The sequence below is a fragment of the Vibrio tritonius genome (assembly GCF_001547935.1).
GTDB classification, from domain to species: Bacteria; Pseudomonadota; Gammaproteobacteria; order Enterobacterales; family Vibrionaceae; genus Vibrio; species Vibrio tritonius.
This window is the reverse complement of sequence record NZ_AP014635.1, coordinates 2,020,563-2,039,321: the sequence shown is the minus strand read 5'-3', so window position 1 is coordinate 2,039,321 and position 18,759 is coordinate 2,020,563. Positions and strand designations below refer to the sequence as shown.

The window sequence follows — 18,759 nt, the reverse complement described above, 5'->3', positions numbered from 1 at the left end:
ACCGATAAAAAAGGCTTGGTTTATCTGACTTTTTTTGCCATTAACCCATTGTAAAACTGTCGATTTTTACCGGTTTATGGCCGATTATTGTGAAGCCAGAAAGCAGCCTGTCGAGGTCAAATTGCGTTAAGGTAAACACCGTGTTTTTCTCTTGTGTTGGCCACTTAAACTTGGCTTTTTCGAGGCGTTTATACCAGAGCGCATAACCCGTTTGGTCCCAATACAGAACTTTGATTTTATCGCGTTGTTTATTGGTGAAGAGGAACAAAGCCCCTGAGCCCAATTCGAGGTCGGTTTCAGATTCAATCAACAGCGCCAGACCATTGATAGATTTTCTGAAATCGACAAACTCACGGTATAAATACACCACTGGCGCGGTCATCATGCGTTTCATGACAAGGCTCCAATCAACTCTGCAAGATAGTGTGGTGGCGTGCCTTGAGGAATACTCAATTCGACGTTATTTACCATCAAAGTCATGTTGGCTACCCACGTCTGGGTCACCTTGCGACAGGTGGTTTTTTCAATAATTTCGGCCTTAACGAAGCCACTCTGAGTTGGGGATGGGTTAACACTCAACTGCTGCCGCTTAGCGTAAAACGTCGATACGCTAATGTCGTGTTTTTGGCAAAAAGCTTGTTGTGTGAGCGAACTGGCTTGGCATTGCTCAATCAGCGAAAGCCATTCTTGGTCGGTGCGTCGTTTATTCATGTCACATCTCCTTTGGATTGGAGATGTGATCATAGAGTGGGCAAAGCCTGTTTAGAATGTGGGGTTTGTGGTGCGCTTACAATCTATCTTATTGATATCGCTAGTTTAAAAATCAAGCGCACGATAGGCTAAGTAATAGTTTAATCAACCAGTTTACTTTAGGCTCTGTCTCCCTGACCTTATGCCAATAGAATTTTATTTGGTAATCCGGTATTGGGAATGGGGGATCTACATAGGCTAATTGCAAAGTATCCGCTAATGTTTTTATATATATTTTAGGAATCGCGAGAAAATAATCTGTATTTTTGAGTAAGTAGGGAGCACTAAGAACACTTGGTAATGTAATGGCGACATTTCTTTTCTTGTTTAACTTACCAAGAGTACAGTCAACAATACCGCGTTGTTCGTTCCAGGGGGTTACGAGGATATGCGGATAATTCAGAAACGCTTTTAGCCCAAGCGAGACATTGTTTCTCAACACTTCGTGTTGGTTGTCCATCGCAATACTATATTTCCCGCACAACCAGGTTGCATTTCCTATATGACTTGATTGTTCAGTCTCATGATCAAAACCAAGCGAGATATCAATTTCTCCTGATTCGAGTTGCTTAGCTGGTATTTGCTCTCCACTTTGTACAAATCGAACGCTGATATTAGGAAACGATTTAGCGAGATGAGCGGTTAACTTGGGCATTAAACACCAGGCGCTAAAGTCATAACCGGAAATCACGAAGTGATGCTGACCAACACTTGGATTAAAAGGAATGGCACTTTTGAGCCCTGAATATAATAAGTCAATTGCTGGAAGAATGGATTCTGCGAGCAGTTCTGCTTGTTTAGTCGGTATCATTCTGCCACTAATGCGAATAAATAGTTCGTCATTGAGACGCTCTCTCAATCGAGAAAGACTATGGCTGCATGCAGATTGGCTTAGGCTAAGTTTGTCTGCTGCTTGGTGAACAGATTGTGTTTTATAGATGTAGTAGAAGACCTTCATTAGATTAAGGTCGATATTTTCAAATTTCATCATGAATATAATACAGGTTAATGATGCAAACAATGCACTTAAATCATATCAAGTCAATCAGTATACTGCGAACATTACAGTATATAAGGCCCTAAAATATGATGAATATCCGACCAGCAAAACAAACAGATGCAAGCGTTATTTTACATTTTATTAAAGAGTTAGCTGAATACGAAGAAGCGCTACATTGCGTTAACGCAACTGAAGAAGATATTGTTTCAAGCTTGTTTAGTGAGCATTCTACGGCAAAGGCCATTATCTGTGAGGTTGATAACAGCCCCGTAGGCTACGCAGTCTATTTTTATAATTATTCCACTTGGTTGGGGAAAAACGGCCTTTATCTCGAAGATTTGTACGTGACTCCGTCCTACCGTTCTTCTGGTGCGGGGAAATTACTAATGAAAACACTAGCTAATAAAGCTATTCAAAAAGGATGCGGTCGCTTTGAATGGTCTGTTTTATATTGGAATCAGCCAGCTATAGATTTCTATCATCACATTGGTGCAGAAGAGCAATCTGAGTGGCGAATTTATCGCTTAACCGGAGAAGCTCTACATAATTTTGCATTAAAGTAGTGAATAGACTCTGGTGTAGTAATTTATCGGAATTAACCTCAAGGATATAGTTTCAGCATAGATTTTCGCATTCGAGCCGAATTTAAATTGTTCTTGTCCGTGACAGAATCGGTCCAAAACCAAGCCGTGTGTTATCAACAATCAGGCTTAACTAAAAAGTTCTCTTGGAAAGGCGTCTTTTAGTTTTGTTACATCAAAGTCGAGCTGTTTTACGGTGCAGGTTTTGATAAGTTCCTCTACGCTCAATTGCGAATCGTTATCCATGTGAATAGACGGGTAGTCAGTAATACCGACGCCAGCATAGTAATCATCAAACTTAAATGAACGCATTTCATTAAAAATGAGTCGGCAATTTGGGATGTTATATGCGTCGGATGCAATCAGTCCATGTAGCGATGAAGATGCTATGCAATCGCACTCCAGCAGTTGTCTAATAAAAGTGGGTGAGTCAGATTGTTGAATGTCGATCAGTGTGACTCCCTCATTATTCAGTGCACTGGTTATCCATGGATGGGTGGCGTGTTCGTAATGTGGAATAAGACCTAAACGGTATTTTGTTTTGGCGGGCGGTTTTAAAGGATAAATCTCGGGCAACAAAAGGGCAGGGTCACCAAAAACCTTTGGACAATGAACCCCTTGCTCTAGCAGCTTGGCTCGAGTAAGAGGACCTCTCACCGAGCAAATTCTATGCGGTTTTTGTTGTAATTGTTGTTGCTCAGAAATAAATCCCGATCCCCAAACCACGCTTTTGCTATTGGCTGCAGCAAGCACGCTACCTATTCCTAAAATATGAAGGCGGTGTCCCATGGCACAGTGAATAACCTTTTTTTGAGTCATGTATTCAATGACATCAATGTTAAGTAAGTCTCCCCAGTTTTTCACATCGCTAAAGTAGCGAACTGGAATGGTGGGTTGAGCATGGTATTTTACGAGTTCTACTTCACATTTTATCGTTTGTGCTAAACGATAAGCCAGTTTAGTGAGCATATGATGATCTCTCTGCTTGTGCGCGAAGTACATGCACTATGGTTGCGGCGTTGGCATCCCAGGTTAACTGGCGCTGTTGAATAGTTTTTTGCGCAGCATTACCTAGCTGTTGCATTAACTGCGGTGATTGGATGAGCGTTTCTAAACAGGCGAGTAGGGAGGCTTCTGGGTACTGGTCGTCAAACAGTAGCGCGTTGTGTTGGTCGCTCAGCAGTTCACGAATATTGGGCGTATTGGGGGCGATAATGGCTTTGCCGCTGACCATATATTCCAGCACCTTAAGTGGCGAGGCCCACGGGGTAACGGCGGGTTGTAGGGCAATATCAAATTGCGCCAACCAATAGGGCATGGCATCGCGTTCAACCAGTCCGGTGCTGTGGAAATTATCTTCCATATTGAGCTGCTTAGCTTGCTGTTTAAGTGCGTTGATGACGGGGCCGTCGCCAATGATAAGTAACATGAGGTCTGGATTATTTTGCTGAGCAATCAGCTCCAGCACTTGGTCAAGATGGTGCCATTCACGACAAAAGCCAACAAAACCCACCACCCGTTTGTTGGCAAACTTGGCATCACGAGGGATAGATGAGTGAGTGCTAAAGCGAGTTAGGTCGATGCCATTAGGCACCACGGTAATGCGCTCGCGCGGCACACCAGCTTGCTCAATATAGTGAGCCAACACTTCTGTAACGGGCAAAACGTGGTCGGCGTGACGCCAAGCATAATACTCGGTCCACTTAGCAAATTTCTCGAGCGCGATGCCGCCATATTTCTTGCGTTCATCGTACAGCGGTGAGTTCACTTCCAGTAACAGAGGCAAGCGAAACAGGGTCTTCGCCCAAATCCCAGCGGGCAAAAATAGGTTATACCGTTCATAAATCGCATCGGGTTGATAGCGTTTGATCGCCATGCAGAGCTTAAAAAACGCCAAAAACGCGTAGCCAAACTCCATTAGTTCAGACAATCCTTTCGGCAACATGGCGCGCAGTTTCGACATCCAACCGCCGTCGCTACCAAAATCGGCGGTTTGCGCTATTTGAGGTGCGACCAAAATGACCTCATGTCCTTGACGAGTCAGAGCATTAATGACCTCTTCCACGTGGACATACTGTCCATCTTTAGAGGCGATGCGGTGGTGATAGAGTATTTTCATTGCACAGTCTCAGCGGTTAATACGGGAATGGGTTGATGGTTCACAATGGCATTGAAGATGCGATACTGCGCCTTCGATGTGCTTTGCCAAGTAAATTGCTCGGCATAGGCTCGGGTTTGGCTTCGTACTGGCAGGGTGTCCAACAGGTCAATAATGCCTTGGCGCAAATCATTGGCCGTGCGTTTAACCAGTCGGCCAGCCTCGAGCGTTTGCACCACTTCGGGGGTTCCCCAAATATTGGTTGCCACCACAGGCGTGCCACAAGACATGGATTCTAAGAGCACGTTAGCCCAACCTTCGCGACTTGAAGCAAGCACGGAAAGATCCGCTGCGCCATAATATTCTGCTAATTCAGTTTGGCTTAAACTGCCCAAAAACCGCACGCGCTCGGTTATGCCAGCTTTGTGTGCTTGACGCTCCAACGTTTTACCATCTGGGCCACTTCCAGCGATGAGTAAGGTGACATCGGTGAGAGATTGCACGGCGTCAATCACCAAATAGTGACCTTTTCTTTCGATCAAATGACCAGTTGATATGATGACCGGAGAATGCTCAGGCAGTGCAAGCTTTTGTCGTAGCAGCTTTTGTTGGTGCTCATCTTGAAAGGCAAACAAATTGAGATCGACCCCATTGCGTAAAGTCGACACATGAGTCGGCTCGGCACCTAAATTGATCATGCTTTGACGCAGTGCTTCACACACCGCCATGGTGTGGTTTGCCTGCTTGAACACTTGCTGCATCTGCCGTCTTGGTTTGGTAAATTCGGGAATCAAATTGATGTCCGTTCCTCGGGCTGTCACGGTAAAAGGTTTGTTCAACTTTTTGGCGACTTTGGCTATTGCCACTCCATCAGGGTAAAAATAGTGACCATCAATAAGATCGAAATTGAAGCCTTCTGCCAGCAAGCGTTTGGCTTGGCGTAATACCGTATAAGCCAGCGTTTGCGGTGTGAGTGTCATGCCTATTTTAGGTACCACAAAGTAGCGTGGATGATACACTTCCATACCAAATCGCACTTCACAATCTGGCGCGTTGGCGTACTGAGCATAATCACCAAACAGAGGGTGTTTGAACGGAAAATAAGGGATCGGGGCGATCACTTTGATCTCCACATCGGGATACTGACGGCGTAACTGCCTTAAGCGCGTTTCAATAAAAACACCATGTTTGGGGTTGTTAACATGGGGAAAAAGAGTCGTGACTGTGAGGATTTTCATCACTAAGCCTGCCGATTTAAAAATTGACCGAACATCAAAAGACACCATAGCGCATCGCTATGATCACTTCGCCCACTGATATGGCTGCTCACTAGCTGTTTCAGCGCTTCTGGTTTGAAATAACCGCTATCGAACATGCGTTCTGAGAGCACGGTGTGGCGTAACTTTTCTTGTAGTGGTCCGCGAAACCATTGCGCCATCGGAATACTAAAGCCCATTTTGGGGCGATACAGAATGTTCTCGTCAACATAAGGTTCGAGGGCTTTTTTGAAGGCGTATTTGCCTTGATTGCCATGGATATTCGAGCTGTTGGCAATCGAATAGGCCCATTCGATCAGCTTGTGATCCAGCAGCGGCGCTCGGGTTTCTAACGAGTTTGCCATGCTGGCTCGGTCAATTTTGGTAAGAATGTCACCGGCTAACCAAGTTTTGATATCCAGATATTGAATGCGTTTTAAAGGGTCGTCCGTAGGCGATTTTTGTGCGTGATGTTTAATGATTTCAAGCCCCGAATAGCCATTAAGCGACTTTGTATATTGCGTACTAAACAGCGCCTTTCTTTGATCGTGACGCAGCCGCGACATGGTGTTGCCATAAGCTTCAATCGGATTCATTGCCAGAGATTGAAAGGTGGTTTTGGCGCGCAGAAACTGCGGTGCCCAGTCGGCTTTCGGGTAGACTTTCCCCAGCAAACCAAAGATCGGTTTACGTACCGCATAAGGCAGCGAGCCGCGCAATTGTTGCTCGGCAAGCTGCAAGCGATAACGACGATATCCAGCAAACACTTCATCACCGCCATCACCCGTTAAGGCCACTTTCACCGATTGACGAGCTAATTCACACACCCGATAAGTAGGCAGTGCGGAGCTATCAGCAAAGGGCTCATCGTAGATATCGGTCAATTTATCAATCAGGTCATATTCATCACCAGAGACCACTTTTAACGTGTGATGGGTGCCATAGCGCTTGGCGATTTGCGCGGCGTAATCACTTTCATCGTATTGGCTTTCATTAAAACCGATGGCGCAGGTATTGATAGGCTCATTTTGATAGTGCGCCATCATGGCAACCACTGCGCTGGAATCAACGCCACCAGAGAGAAAGGCACCTAATGGCACATCGGCCATCATGCGGATATTTACTGCGGCTTTGAGATGATCAATCAACGATTGCTGGGTTTCATCCCAAGTTTGAATCGCCTGCGGAGTGGGTAGGTCCCAGTATTCCACGGGACGAACTGCGCTTCCCGGCGAGAGCAGCAGATAATGGGCGGGTTCTAATTTGAAAATGTTTTGGTACGCGGTGTAAGGGTCGGGTAGGTAGCCAAACATTAAAAACTCTTCAGCCACTTCGTGACGTAAGGTTTTGTCCACATCGGGATGGCCCACTAACACCTTGAGTTCGGAACCAAAGATAAATTGACCCCGCTCGGTTTGCGCATAATAGAGAGGCTTTTTACCGAGGCGATCACGGGCGACAAAGAGCTGCTGGCTCATTTGATCCCATAAGGCGAAACAGAACATCCCTTGAAACCGAGATAGGCATTCCACGCCCCACTGTTCCCACGCATGCACAATTACTTCGGTATCCGATAAGGTGGCAAACTGGTGACCACAATTGACCAGTTCAGTCACTAACGATTTGAAGTTATAAATTTCACCGTTAAACACCACGCAGACCGAATGGGCTTCATTAAATACCGGCTGATGACCACCCGAAAGGTCGATAATGGAGAGGCGTCGGTGAGCAAGGCCAATATTGCGATCAAAGAAATAGCCTTCATCATCGGGGCCGCGATGGCTCTGCAAACGGTTGATACTTTGCAACAGCGCTTTGTCCACTGGAGGAGCTTGATGAATGTTGAAAATACCTGATATTCCACACATGGTTAATTCTCCCTATTCACAGTGGTTGCATTGCAGATTGAGCAATAGATTGGTTTAAATCATCCGCATTAAGGTAAACGCTCGAAAAAGCTTCTAGTTCAGAGATCACCGGTCGACGACTTAGCCGGTAGTAAAGCTCCCAGAGCTTTATTTTGAGTGGATTAGCTGAATAGTGTTGGTTAATTCGATACCAGAAAACGATGGTCCGATACTGACCGAGGCTATTAACCAAGGAAAGCTGCTGAGCAGGATGCTGATTGACCGTTATTGTACGTTTTTGGCTGAGTGTCCAGAGATCTTCACTGTAGAATTTATTACTGCTACTAATGAGCTCAGCATTTTCTTTTCCTTTAAAGTACTGAGCAGTGAAGTATTCGCTGGCGCCATTGTTAGCGATGGCCATTATGGTATGGTCCGCATGAGGAAAATGAATTTTCCATGGTGATTCACTAATCACGCGAAAGTTATTCGGGAGTAATGTTGGAACCACAACTGCGTCTGGTACAACAGGTTTTGCACTAACACTAGCCCAACCATAGGCAATCACGATGAACAGAATAATGACCCCATGCATTTGTGCAACATGGCGCGATTGTGATGGTGCAGTGGGTGTCTCGACCGTAGTGGGGGGCAGTGTGGTTAACTCCTTGTCGCGCATGGTATAGGCAATAAAAAAAGTACATACGGTAATGAAGCTGAAAAAGAGCCAGCCATAGACAAGATGGTCAACGCCTGATGCGTATTTCATATCAATAAAATTACCAATCATAATAATGCCAAACACGCGCAACCCATTGGCAATGATTGGGAAAATAAATGAAAAGATCACAAACGACCAAAACTTCCACTGTTTTTGAAAAAAGACGTGGGAGAAAAGCGTTCCAAGTGCCAAGCTGGCGATGAGAAAGCGAATGCCTGAACACGCTTCAGCGACTTCAAATTGCCCTCTGGGAACCGTTAAATAGAATCCTTCACGATAGATAGGGACACCAAACAACCTAATTAAAAAAACCGACATATCTGCCGTGATTTGTTGTAAAAATGGCACTAATTCCTCTCCAAATGGAATCAGAAACCATAAATAGCAGAGAACAAAAAGTGTGTTTTTAGTGGCTGGCGTACCAATCAAGGACCAAATAATCAGTTGCAGGCTGGTAATAGCTGCAACATGTTCAAAAAATGCGATATTAGTTGCCTTACCAATAACCCATAGCGTTAATGGAAATATCAGCAATATGGCAGGAAGTCGTGCTGTAGTTATCGATACTTGGTGCAATTGATCTTTCTTTTGCCACAATAGCCAAATGCAGATCGGAATAATGAGATAACAGTGTTCGTAGGTTTTAGATTGTCCCCATACTCCCACCATGTTGGCTAATGACGGGTAAAACAGTGCTCCCCATGCCATTAACGGTAGCCCAAACCTCAAAATCCCTTTCTTAATCATGGTGAGATCCTAAATAACCCAGCAGCGGATTAAGTTTGGCAGGCCAACTGTAGGTCGATTCCAACCAAGTGCGTGATTGCGTTGCTTGATAGATATTATCGGTCAGCTTGTTAGTCACCCACGACACTATCTCTTGGGGAGAGTCGGAGACAAACACATCTTTCTCAGGATACTCTTCGATACCTTCAATGCCGAGCCCTGTTGTGAGCACCGGTTTTTCCATTGCCATCGCTTCCAAAATTTTGTTTTGAATGCCTCGAGCTATTTGCATGGGGGCAACAGCAGCTTTGGCGTGATGCAAATACGGTCTCACATCTTCTACTCGTCCTGTGACTACGACACCGGGAATATGTTGTAACTCTTGAACTTCTTTGGTGGGTGATGAACCAACGATGTAAAATTTACTGTCGGGTAAGGCTTGATGTACCTTCGGCCAGATGGTTTCAACAAACCAAGTGACCGCATCCGCATTGGCCCAGTAGTTCATCGCTCCAGTAAAAATAACGTAGTTTTGTTGTGCTAATGGGTAGTCTTCATCTAGTTGCGTTTTTGCATGAGGTGAAAAAAAATCGCAGTCGATGCCATTGCTCAGCGTTTGAATATGATCATGTAAGGCGGGTTTGTCCGCTACCATCTCGCGAAACAATTGGGTTTCGTTATCGGAAATAAAGCAGCTTACAGCAAACTTACCAGCGACATAACGTTCAAACTTGGCCAGCGTTCGGTGTTCACGTTGGTAAATCCAATGCATGATTCCACGCGTTTTTTCTGCGTATTGACGCCACTTATCTGAATCGATGTCGGCGAACTGAATCACTTTATGCAGCGAGCTCATTTCGTTGCCTAGCACGTATTGCGCCATGCAGCCTGAGTAAATAAAGGCTTTATGAATTTGTTGGGTACGCACGGTATCTTGTACCCACTTCTGCATCTTTGGGTGGTAATAGTAGGGCAAAGTGATGGGGTTGCCGGTAAGAAACGCTTTAAGCCCTTTCACCTTGGCTAGCTGTGTATTGAGATCGATAAACAGCGTCTCTTTACAGTAACTCTCAACATCGCTGATATAACGATGGTCAAAAGGGTCATCGATAAAACATCCAAGGTAGATATCGTAATGTTGGCTCAAAAATTTGAGGGTATTACAGGTGGTAATCTTATCGCCTTTGTTGGCAGGAAAAGGAATCCGATGACACAGATATAGCAGTTTCTCTTTCATACGATCACCCAAGATATTTCGATAGATTAGGGCCAATAGCACGACTGACACTCAGCGGCATGCGCTTCCATAGATTGATAAAAAGCTTATATTTAGGATTGTTAGGTGATAGGTTCGGCAGCGAATTACTGGTTACTAACGCAACTTTGTAGTGCAAGGGTTCTTCCTGCATACCCCAATTTTTCTTGTAGCTGTATGAGCCAGAGTCGTGCTTGCTCCGGCCAAAATCGAATTGAGTTATTCCTTTTTCCCGAGCGATACACATCAACTGATAGTACATATAGTCATAACTTTTCAGTTCTCGTGCTTCAAATTTGCCGCCGCCGTAGTAGGGCAAAACGGTGTCTTTGTAATAGAAGCTCAACACACTGGAGACGGGGTGGTTATGTTTATCTCGGACAATAAGGGTGTTACAGCGCTCGCCGAAAGTCTCTTTTAAAGTGCGAAACAGTTTTTTATCAAATACCGGAGTGCCAAGGTTTCGCACGCTTTCGGCATAAACGTCATAACAAAGATCGGGATTATCTTGGTTATCCCAACTCAGTTCATTTGCGAGAGAATGACGCACTACAGCACGTTGTTTACGTTTAATTGAGGTAAGAATGGTCTCTGGCTTATCGGCAATAGGACAAGAAAATGTTGAGTGGTGACAGTGTGCTTGCCAGAGCTCTTTGGATTCATGTGCGTAGCGATCTCGCAGTTCTACATAGTCGACTTTGAGTTCACAACCTAATAGATAAGCTTCTGATTCTAACTTAAAACGAATTTCATCATTGTCTGCAATTGCGCCTCCATAGACGCAAAATGGCGTCGATATTAAAGCATGACCAAACAATAGACTTCGTTGTTCAACCAGAGGTAACACCCCAACGAGTTTGTCACCCATCATTGCCATCAAATAGTGTGGGCGGTGATGGAATACTTGAGTAACAATGCGAATCCACCCCGATAAGTGAAAAAAACTACCTTCGTGATGATTGTCAACATACTGGTCCCAACGTGCATATTCACCCTCAGCAAGAGGTTTAATTAAAATTGTTTTGTTCATTTGATAAGCCATTGAGTTGATAGGCATGACTGACGGTATTCCATTCAAAGTCATTCAATAGATGGACAAGACGTTGTTCCATACGACCTAGATTTAAGTAGTGACGAAACCGAGATTTGATAGGTATGCCTTGCATACGTGGTTGCTGGGCATCTATTTCCCAAGGATGGAAATAAAAACAGAAAGGCTGTTCGGTTTGAGTAATAAAGCGATTGATCAATAACTTACTCATCTGATAAGGATAAAGTCGAAAAAAGCCACCACCACCAATAGGGAGTTTGAATCCCGTACTGGTGTTGGTGGGTAAGGGAATCTCAATAATGCCTTCAGGACGACGATATTTCAGACGGGGCCAATCGGGCGCGCCATAGAGGTCTCGTTTTACGGGATACGTACTACTGCTAAAGGTAAATCCGACTTCCGCCAGTACTTCAAATACCCATTCGTTATCTGCATTTACCGAGAAACTCGGTGCCCGATAGCCTTTAACCGCGACCCCGCTGGTTTGTTCTAAAAAGGATTTAGCTCGATAGACATCTTCGTGAAATACCTTTCTAGATTGGGTATTCGCTCGCTGATGTGCATAGCCATGACTAGCCAATTCATGACCTTGTTCAACAATTCTTCTCACGAGTTGTGGGCAATGCTCGGCCACCCAGCCTAAAACAAAAAAAGTCGCTTTAGCTTGGTGTTCATCAAATAGCGCCAATAAACGTTCTGTATTGCGCTCGACGCGTACTTCATATTTTTTACCCCAGTCAGCAAACTGAACTTGGTTTTCAAATGCAGCCACTTGAAAATAATCTTCCACATCTACTGTCATTGCATTGCTGCATCGTTGACTCATCAGTCATTGCTCCTTGCGCTATCAACATGTTGCATTTCTATACTCACAGTAAATTAACGACCCTTACCAAATAGCACTACTTCAGTGGTCCGGAGTAGGATTAATAGGTCGAATAAAAAACCACGATATTTGATGTAATACAGGTCGTATTTAAGCTTTTCTATAGCGTCTTTTTCGCTGCTGCCATAAGGGTACTTGAGCTGTGCCCAACCAGTTAAACCTGGGCGTACACTGTAGCGTTGATTATAAAAGGGGATGTCTATCTCAAATTGTTTCGTAAATTGAGGGCGTTCAGGTCTTGGACCAACAAACCCCATATCACCTTTTAGGACATTAAAGAGTTGGGGTAATTCATCTATTCGGTATTTGCGTAAGAAGTTGCCTACTTTTGTCACTCGAGGGTCTGCGGCTTGAGCCCATTTCGCGCCATCTTTTTCTGCATCAAGACTCATGCTGCGAAACTTGTAGATTGAAAATAGTTTACCGTCTAACCCCACTCGAGTTTGGGAGTAGAGAACGGGAGCACTGAAACCATCTTCAACTTTTATTGCCAAGATTGCGATGAGCATAAATGGCCAAGTGATAAAGAAAATAGCGAGTGCAATGCAGGCGTTGAACAGCCAATCTAAGGTTTTATGTAATTGATTGTACCGATGGCTTGGTCCATAAATGATCCATGATGGATAAACTTGGGTAACAACAACTTGGCCCGTTTCATGCTCGAAAAAATCGACAATATTTTTGATATTAATGCCTTGGCGTTTACAAATGGCGAGGCTCTCATTTGGCAATACATTACGGCGTTCATCACAAGCAACAACAATTTCATCAATACGGTTTTTAACGGCAAATACGTCTAAAGGTTCCTCAAGGACCAGTTTTTGCTCGTTTTTTATCCCATCAGTGGAGTCACCTTGCATGACTATAAAACCAATAAAGTTCAACCCAATTCGGTCAGTTTTACGTCGCATGTATTGTTCAATGACTTTTGCTCGTTCACCTGAACCTAACACCAGAATATTACGTTCACCTAAGCGCTGGTAGGCGGTTTTACTCAGTAAATAACGAGTAACGACCAACGTACAAAATGTGATGATAGCGAAATACTCTGCAAAATGTTCTGGTTGGTTAAATCTTGTCAATAAGTAAACTAATTTATCAATAACATAAGCTAGTAATACGCAAACAAATATTCTAACAACGATGCCAGAAAATGTTGCTCTTAATTTTATATTGTATAATCCAACAGAGAGTATAAAAATAGAGGTGGTTATTGCGAATATTATCGGTTGAACCCATTGATTAACTATCACTATGTGGATCTGTGATGATAAATAATAATTCACCATGTAGTAGCACAAGAAATACGCGCCAACTATGGCTATATAGTCAGTGATGATCACCACTAGGCTACTGGCTTTTATGCCATTTAAAAGTGTGCTGTTCATTTTTTATCCCTAGCTCCAGAGATAAACTGAACCGATGCTTATTGTGCATCTCGTTCATGTTCTAGCATTATATAACTGACTAATTATAAATAGATAATTAAATACAATGCCATTCTCTGCTCATTCTGAATCAACTAAAAATTTAAAAGGCGCTGATGCAATAATTCAATTAAATATCATAGCCTTATTCCATTTTTTGTAGCTGTGTTCTTATTGTTATTGATAGTTGTGTTTTTATTTGCGCCGTGTAAAGTTATATATAAATTAAGCCGGTTTTGACGCTATCTTTTGTTTATCACTTTGTCCTAATTTACGTGCCGGGTCAAGATAGTAGTCTATATTTATAAACATGCTTCACCTTTTTGTTAAATTATTACCGTTCGATAGTCTAGTTCAGAAGGTTAGTAATTCAATGAACTATTGTCTCAATATTGAAACAGTTGTTTTGATTATTAACCACTTGGGTAAATTACCCAAGATAAATAAATAGATAGCTGTTTATAATTGGCAATTGGTTATAAATTATAACTGCCTTACTTCAACTTTATTTTCTATGATATTTACTTATGAAAATGAAGTTAATACCTGAAACAAGGGATGGTTGGATATACATACGGTGGGTGTAACTATGAATGGCTTGGGTAAGTTCTTAATTTTTATTTCACGCTTAGGCGTGGTTTTTTATTCGATGTTTATTGTTGCGTGTACTAGTTCTTTGCCAGATCTTCCCACAGCAACAGTACATCCATCACTGACTAAAAATATTAGTGATTATTCCTATCTTATTGGTCCTGGTGATTCTTTGAATGTATTTGTGTGGGGCAATTCTGAAGTGTCAGGGACATACAAAGTAAGACCTGATGGCATGATTACCACATCATTAGTGGAAGATATACACGCGTCAGGGAAAACCCCAACTCAGCTAGCTAGAGAAATTGAAGCAAAGCTCGCTAACTATGTTCGTCAACCTATTGTTTCCGTCATCGTAGACGGTTTCGTCGGTCCTTTTAGTGAACAAGTGCGAGTGATTGGCGAAGCCTCTGAACCGAAAGCAATTAGCTACACCAAGAATATGACTTTACTTGATGCAATGATTCAAGTTGGTGGTTTAACAGAGTATGCCAATGGCAATAACGCCAGTTTAATTCGAGTCGTTAATGGGAAACAAGTGCAGTATGGATTGAATATTGACGAGTTGCTTGAGGATGGAAATATCAAAGCTAATGTCGACTTGTTACCTGGGGATATCATCATTATCCCAGAATCTTGGTTTTAATTTGGGGTAGCGGATAATGCAGGAAATGTTTGAAGAGATCATTCAGTATCTTCGCGGTGTGTGGCTGAAAAAGCGCTATATAGTGATTGTCAGTTGGCTAGTGTGTATTTGTGGGTGGATTTTTGTCGCAATCATGCCAGACCAATATACGGCTGAGGCCCGAGTGTACGCGGATACTCGCTCAATTCTAAAACCATTGCTTCGTGGTTTAGCGGTAGAGGTCGATCCCTCTAAAGAGCTGCAATTGATGGTAAAAACGCTGTTGAGTCGTTCCAATTTGGAGATCATTGCCAGAAACGTGGATGCCAATGTGCGGGCGAAAAATAGCGCGGAATATGAAGCTATCATCAAGAATTTAGAAAACAATATCAATATAAGCTCTGGTGGGCGAGAAAACTTGTATGTCATTAGTTATCAAGGTGAAGACCCTGTTTACACGAAAAATGTTGTGCAAGCAGCACTGAATGTGTTTGTCGAAAATACGCTTTCCGAGCAGCGTATAGATACCGATAATGCCAGTCAGATCATTGCCACGCAGATTACTGAATATGAATCTCGGTTAAAAAATGACGAAGCGAAACTGGCGGATTTTAAGCGTAAATATCAAGGTTTTTTACCTGGTAGCGACTCTGGTTATTACGCCCAGTTAGAAAAGAATAAAGCAGCCCTTGAAAGTGCCCGGCTAGCACTTAATGAGGCAATAACCAAATCGAAATCTATTTCTCGTCAACTGCGTAAGGAAGAGCAGTCTGCTCACAGCGCTGTTCTGCGGGGAAAAACGGACTATGATGATCGAATAAACTCTTTGCAACAGCGACTGGATGATCTGCTGTTTCGTTATACAGAGAGGCATCCGGATGTCATTGAAACGCGCAATCAGCTAGCCGATTTACAGGCGCTACGTAAAAAGCAACTTGATACCTACACCGTAGAAGATGCGTTGGCTAATGATCCGGTTTATCAAGATCTTAAAAGGAGTTACAGCGAATCTGAAAGTGATGTCGCGTCTCTGAAAGTACGTGTAGACAATTATCAAGATAAGATTACAGAGTTACAAAAAGATCTAGATAAAGTGCCCGGCGTGGAAGCGCAACTCACATCGTTAACTCGTAACTACAACATTACCAAAGAGAAATATGAACAGTTGCTGTCTCGTAAAGAGAGTGCACGTATTTCGCAAAGCGTTGGTAATTCTGCTGATGATATCAAATTCCGCATTATCGATCCGCCTCGCGTACCGGAAAAACCCTCAGGTCCAATGCGGCCTCTTTGGTTTAGTGCAGTATTGTTGGTTGGAGTAGGGGCGGGTATCGGTTTGTCATTCTTACTAAGTCAAATATCGCCGGTAGTTTCATCGACGAATCAATTACTGAATCTCACCGGTTTTAGTACCTATGGCGTAGTCTCCGCGACACACGTGTCAGGTATCTCGACATGGGAAAAAAGAAAAACCAAGTTGTTTATTTTATCGAATGTGCTGTTGATATTGCTTTTTGCCACTATCGTGGCAATTAGTGTGGTTCCTTCTATTCAAGACAGCTTGATTTAAAGACGGGGAGAAGTCATGAGTACAATTGAAAAAGCGATGGGTGAACTTCGCCATACGTCCCCAAAAAGTAATGCAGCTGAGGCACTAAAGAGTTCAGCGGATGCGCTGTCAGGGGCAGAATCTCAGCCTGCCGTGACGAAAATAGAAGGTAAAAAAGAGCCGTTTAAAGACAGCAGTCGTATTATCCCTATTAACAACTCTCTGCTAGAGAGTTTAGGAATGATCAATAATGGGTCTAACGAATCGGAACGTCAGATAAAAGATGAATTTCGTCTAATCAAGCATAAGTTACTTAAGAAAGCCTTTACTCCGGAAGAGGAACATAAGCCTTCAGCCAATAAACGTAACCTTATCATGGTATCCAGCCCCAATATGAATGAAGGCAAAACCTTTGTTTCTATTAACTTAGCTTTGAGTATAGCCAGTGAACAGGACAAGACTGTACTGTTAATCGATGCCGATGTATTAAGCCCAAGTATTGGTGACACGTTAGGGTTTGATAATGATATGCCGGGCTTAACCGATTATCTTTTGGGTAATGTCGGTGATTTAAGCGATATTATTTACCCGACGACAGTACCTGATTTTCGCGTTATGCCGGCAGGCAGTTCTAACAATATGAGTTATGAATTGCTATCGAGTGGCAAAATGGCGGCGTTAATGGAAGAAATTGCAAGCCGCTATAGTGACCGCATCATTTTGCTAGACTGCCCACCGCTGCTTGGCGTTGTGGAAACGGTGACTCTGTCTAATTTAGTCGGACAAGCGATCGTAGTGGTAGAGCAAAATAAAACGAAATTAGGTGATATCAAACAGGCGGTGGCGCTTCTCAACAGCGAAATTGATACTGGATTCGTGATTAATAAAGCAGTGCAAACAGCAGGGCATGGTTATGGATACGGCTATGGATATGGCTATGGTTCGAAGGATAATAAAAAGTAGTGTTTACTCACTGAGCTTTATCCTTGTTATGACTAAGACAAGTTTCGCCGCTGATGTATTGGTAACGCCTAGCCTCGAAACTAAACTCGTATATACGGATAATGTTAATTCCGTAGCAACGAATGAACAGACCAGTTCTATTACTTATTTTACAGGTGGGCTGAGTGTTCAGGCGAAAGGCAATGATGGTCAATTGTCGCTCGATTATACGTTGCAACAGTTGGTGTATTCATACGATTCGGAAAAAAATAAGTTATTTAATTCGCTCTCGTTTAATGCCGATAAAGGGCTATTTTCTACTACGAATGTGCGTGGCAATGTGGCTGCGTCAATTTCCAATGTTTCTCGGAATTTAGAAATAAACGCGAATAACGATGTCAGTAATGGCAACACCATTGAATCACGTAATGCGCAAGCTGGGCTCTCTTATCAGAGTAATCCTGCGGGTATGTTTGATCTTAATACGAAAGTTGATGCTAGCGTCACCAACAATGAAGACAGTGTAGGGAATAACCACTCTTATACTGGCACGTTGAATTTACAACAAGGACAAGCTGCACACACTCTGTTTTGGTCCAGCGTTGATCGCTATGAGTTAACGCAAGGGCAAAGTGAGGATAAGAACACCAAATCAACAGAAGCTGAAAACGAGTTTGGTTGGCGTACCGAGAGCGGGATCAGCCCTCTAGTACATTCCTATTATGAAAATTACCAAGGGCAGGGGCGCTCAGATAGCCAAGATTCAGCCAGTGTAGGACCTGGGGTTCGTTATTATTTTTCCAAAAGTTCTTATATTGAAGTTGGTTACGATTTTACTTTAAAGGAGGACGACTCTGACTCATGGCGCGCAAAGGCCCATTGGGCTCCTTCTCCTCGCACATCGCTGGATGCCGATTATAAACAACGTTTTTATGGTGATGCCTACACACTATCGTTTAAACATACCCATCACCGATTAACCAACACGGTTAGCTACACAGAATCGGTATCGAATTACGATAGAAGTTTGTATATCGAAGGCGCTGAAATTAATCAGTTATCTTTAACAAAAACGTTTAGCTGGGAAAGCCAATTGGCATTTAAACGCACGATTGCCAAGCTGATAATTTCATCGGATAAGAAGCAATCGATGAGTAATATCGCTAATGATACTCAGGTAGAGACCTACAGTTCGAAGCTTAACCTTGAGCATAAATTGACTCGTTCCATGACGCTGACACCAGGGTTTCAGTTCAAGCATTACAAGTTTTATAACCAGAATGAGAGCAACCAAGAAGATTACTATCGCAAATGGGATCTCGAGTTAAGCAAAAAATTTGCCGCGGATTTATCGGTAGACTTTGAGCTTTCTTATGAAGATCGCTCCTCGACCTCAAGCAGCGCTGCTTATCAAGAAAATCGGGTAAGCCTCAACGTAAGGAAAGAGCTTTAGT

17 protein-coding genes are annotated in these 18,759 nt (G+C 43.2%); 5 read left to right on the top strand and 12 right to left on the bottom strand.

Features of this window, described 5'->3' with window-relative positions; all coding sequences use genetic code 11:
* Window positions 1-40: 40 nt before the first annotated feature.
* From tnpB to JCM16456_RS08970, 3 genes are all read right to left on the bottom strand, one after another.
* Window positions 41-394, bottom strand: coding sequence for an IS66 family insertion sequence element accessory protein TnpB (gene tnpB, locus JCM16456_RS08980; RefSeq protein WP_068713892.1), 354 nt, complete (start codon window positions 392-394; stop codon window positions 41-43).
* Window positions 391-711, bottom strand: coding sequence for an IS66 family insertion sequence element accessory protein TnpA (gene tnpA / locus JCM16456_RS08975; protein WP_068713891.1), 321 nt, complete (start codon window positions 709-711; stop codon window positions 391-393). Before tnpA ends, tnpB begins: the two co-directional genes overlap by 4 nt.
* Window positions 712-823: 112 nt before the next feature.
* A complete protein-coding gene (locus JCM16456_RS08970; RefSeq protein WP_231894401.1) occupies window positions 824-1,741 on the bottom strand; it encodes a LysR family transcriptional regulator in 918 nt (305 codons plus the stop codon).
* A 95-nt stretch (window positions 1,742-1,836) separates the two neighbouring features.
* Between JCM16456_RS08970 and JCM16456_RS08965 the strand changes: the two genes are divergently transcribed.
* Window positions 1,837-2,313, top strand: a complete 477-nt coding sequence (locus tag JCM16456_RS08965) for a GNAT family N-acetyltransferase (protein WP_197655202.1) — start codon at window positions 1,837-1,839, stop codon at window positions 2,311-2,313.
* A gap of 147 nt (window positions 2,314-2,460) precedes the next feature.
* Here the strand turns inward: JCM16456_RS08965 and JCM16456_RS08960 are convergent, their stop codons facing one another.
* The 9 genes from JCM16456_RS08960 to JCM16456_RS08920 are packed head-to-tail and all read right to left on the bottom strand — an operon-like array spanning window position 2,461 to window position 13,559.
* The gene (locus JCM16456_RS08960) at window positions 2,461-3,300 is read right to left on the bottom strand and encodes a polysaccharide pyruvyl transferase family protein (RefSeq protein WP_068713890.1); all 840 of its coding nucleotides are present in this window, start codon (window positions 3,298-3,300) and stop codon (window positions 2,461-2,463) included.
* Window positions 3,290-4,450: a glycosyltransferase family 4 protein gene (locus tag JCM16456_RS08955; protein ID WP_068713889.1), complete on the bottom strand. Its 1,161-nt coding sequence runs from the start codon at window positions 4,448-4,450 to the stop codon at window positions 3,290-3,292. The genes JCM16456_RS08960 and JCM16456_RS08955 overlap by 11 nt, the downstream gene beginning before the upstream one ends.
* The gene (locus tag JCM16456_RS08950; RefSeq protein ID WP_068713888.1) at window positions 4,447-5,667 is read right to left on the bottom strand and encodes a glycosyltransferase family 4 protein; all 1,221 of its coding nucleotides are present in this window, start codon (window positions 5,665-5,667) and stop codon (window positions 4,447-4,449) included. The genes JCM16456_RS08955 and JCM16456_RS08950 overlap by 4 nt, the downstream gene beginning before the upstream one ends.
* A 2-nt stretch (window positions 5,668-5,669) precedes the next feature.
* Window positions 5,670-7,553: an XrtA/PEP-CTERM system amidotransferase gene (locus JCM16456_RS08945; protein ID WP_068713887.1), complete on the bottom strand. Its 1,884-nt coding sequence runs from the start codon at window positions 7,551-7,553 to the stop codon at window positions 5,670-5,672.
* Between the two features lie 16 nt (window positions 7,554-7,569).
* Complete coding sequence (xrtA, locus tag JCM16456_RS08940) at window positions 7,570-9,000, bottom strand: exosortase A (RefSeq protein WP_068713886.1); 1,431 nt, start codon at window positions 8,998-9,000, stop codon at window positions 7,570-7,572.
* Window positions 8,993-10,216 carry a TIGR03087 family PEP-CTERM/XrtA system glycosyltransferase gene (locus JCM16456_RS08935; RefSeq protein WP_068713885.1) on the bottom strand — a complete coding sequence of 408 codons (1,224 nt, stop codon included), beginning with the start codon at window positions 10,214-10,216 and terminating at the stop codon, window positions 8,993-8,995. Before JCM16456_RS08935 ends, xrtA begins: the two co-directional genes overlap by 8 nt.
* Before the next feature lie 4 nt (window positions 10,217-10,220).
* Entirely contained in the window at window positions 10,221-11,264 is a 1,044-nt protein-coding gene (locus JCM16456_RS08930) for a FemAB family XrtA/PEP-CTERM system-associated protein (protein ID WP_068715998.1), read from the bottom strand.
* Window positions 11,242-12,111: an XrtA system polysaccharide deacetylase gene (locus tag JCM16456_RS08925; protein WP_068713884.1), complete on the bottom strand. Its 870-nt coding sequence runs from the start codon at window positions 12,109-12,111 to the stop codon at window positions 11,242-11,244. Before JCM16456_RS08925 ends, JCM16456_RS08930 begins: the two co-directional genes overlap by 23 nt.
* Window positions 12,112-12,164: 53 nt before the next feature.
* On the bottom strand, window positions 12,165-13,559 hold the full coding sequence (locus JCM16456_RS08920) for a TIGR03013 family XrtA/PEP-CTERM system glycosyltransferase (RefSeq protein WP_068713883.1): 1,395 nt from the start codon (window positions 13,557-13,559) through the stop codon (window positions 12,165-12,167).
* Window positions 13,560-14,187: 628 nt separating this feature from the next.
* Here JCM16456_RS08920 and JCM16456_RS08915 point away from each other — a divergent pair.
* The 4 genes from JCM16456_RS08915 to JCM16456_RS08900 are packed head-to-tail and all read left to right on the top strand — an operon-like array spanning window position 14,188 to window position 18,758.
* Window positions 14,188-14,835 carry an XrtA/PEP-CTERM system exopolysaccharide export protein gene (locus tag JCM16456_RS08915; protein ID WP_068713882.1) on the top strand — a complete coding sequence of 216 codons (648 nt, stop codon included), beginning with the start codon at window positions 14,188-14,190 and terminating at the stop codon, window positions 14,833-14,835.
* Between the two features lie 16 nt (window positions 14,836-14,851).
* Window positions 14,852-16,384: an XrtA system polysaccharide chain length determinant gene (locus JCM16456_RS08910; RefSeq protein ID WP_068713881.1), complete on the top strand. Its 1,533-nt coding sequence runs from the start codon at window positions 14,852-14,854 to the stop codon at window positions 16,382-16,384.
* A gap of 15 nt (window positions 16,385-16,399) precedes the next feature.
* Complete coding sequence (locus JCM16456_RS08905; RefSeq protein ID WP_068713880.1) at window positions 16,400-17,326, top strand: AAA family ATPase; 927 nt, start codon at window positions 16,400-16,402, stop codon at window positions 17,324-17,326.
* A gap of 28 nt (window positions 17,327-17,354) precedes the next feature.
* Window positions 17,355-18,758 carry a TIGR03016 family PEP-CTERM system-associated outer membrane protein gene (locus JCM16456_RS08900; protein ID WP_068713879.1) on the top strand — a complete coding sequence of 468 codons (1,404 nt, stop codon included), beginning with the start codon at window positions 17,355-17,357 and terminating at the stop codon, window positions 18,756-18,758.
* Window position 18,759: the final 1 nt, after the last annotated feature.

Excerpts from the sequence above, each read along its gene's own strand:
- JCM16456_RS08900 (WP_068713879.1), top strand. The coding sequence starts at position 17,355 with ATGACTAAGACAAGTTTCGCCGCTGATGTATTGGTAACGCCTAGCCTC.
- JCM16456_RS08935 (WP_068713885.1), bottom strand. The coding sequence starts at position 10,216 with ATGAAAGAGAAACTGCTATATCTGTGTCATCGGATTCCTTTTCCTGCC.
- JCM16456_RS08960 (WP_068713890.1), bottom strand. The coding sequence starts at position 3,300 with ATGCTCACTAAACTGGCTTATCGTTTAGCACAAACGATAAAATGTGAA.
- JCM16456_RS08925 (WP_068713884.1), bottom strand. The coding sequence starts at position 12,111 with ATGAGTCAACGATGCAGCAATGCAATGACAGTAGATGTGGAAGATTAT.
- JCM16456_RS08955 (WP_068713889.1), bottom strand. The coding sequence starts at position 4,450 with ATGAAAATACTCTATCACCACCGCATCGCCTCTAAAGATGGACAGTAT.
- tnpB (WP_068713892.1), bottom strand. The coding sequence starts at position 394 with ATGAAACGCATGATGACCGCGCCAGTGGTGTATTTATACCGTGAGTTT.
- xrtA (WP_068713886.1), bottom strand. The coding sequence starts at position 9,000 with ATGATTAAGAAAGGGATTTTGAGGTTTGGGCTACCGTTAATGGCATGG.
- JCM16456_RS08970 (WP_231894401.1), bottom strand. The coding sequence starts at position 1,741 with ATGATGAAATTTGAAAATATCGACCTTAATCTAATGAAGGTCTTCTAC.
- JCM16456_RS08965 (WP_197655202.1), top strand. The coding sequence starts at position 1,837 with ATGATGAATATCCGACCAGCAAAACAAACAGATGCAAGCGTTATTTTA.
- tnpA (WP_068713891.1), bottom strand. The coding sequence starts at position 711 with ATGAATAAACGACGCACCGACCAAGAATGGCTTTCGCTGATTGAGCAA.
- JCM16456_RS08910 (WP_068713881.1), top strand. The coding sequence starts at position 14,852 with ATGCAGGAAATGTTTGAAGAGATCATTCAGTATCTTCGCGGTGTGTGG.
- JCM16456_RS08905 (WP_068713880.1), top strand. The coding sequence starts at position 16,400 with ATGAGTACAATTGAAAAAGCGATGGGTGAACTTCGCCATACGTCCCCA.
- JCM16456_RS08915 (WP_068713882.1), top strand. The coding sequence starts at position 14,188 with ATGAATGGCTTGGGTAAGTTCTTAATTTTTATTTCACGCTTAGGCGTG.
- JCM16456_RS08920 (WP_068713883.1), bottom strand. The coding sequence starts at position 13,559 with ATGAACAGCACACTTTTAAATGGCATAAAAGCCAGTAGCCTAGTGGTG.
- JCM16456_RS08950 (WP_068713888.1), bottom strand. The coding sequence starts at position 5,667 with ATGAAAATCCTCACAGTCACGACTCTTTTTCCCCATGTTAACAACCCC.
- JCM16456_RS08930 (WP_068715998.1), bottom strand. The coding sequence starts at position 11,264 with ATGAACAAAACAATTTTAATTAAACCTCTTGCTGAGGGTGAATATGCA.
- JCM16456_RS08945 (WP_068713887.1), bottom strand. The coding sequence starts at position 7,553 with ATGTGTGGAATATCAGGTATTTTCAACATTCATCAAGCTCCTCCAGTG.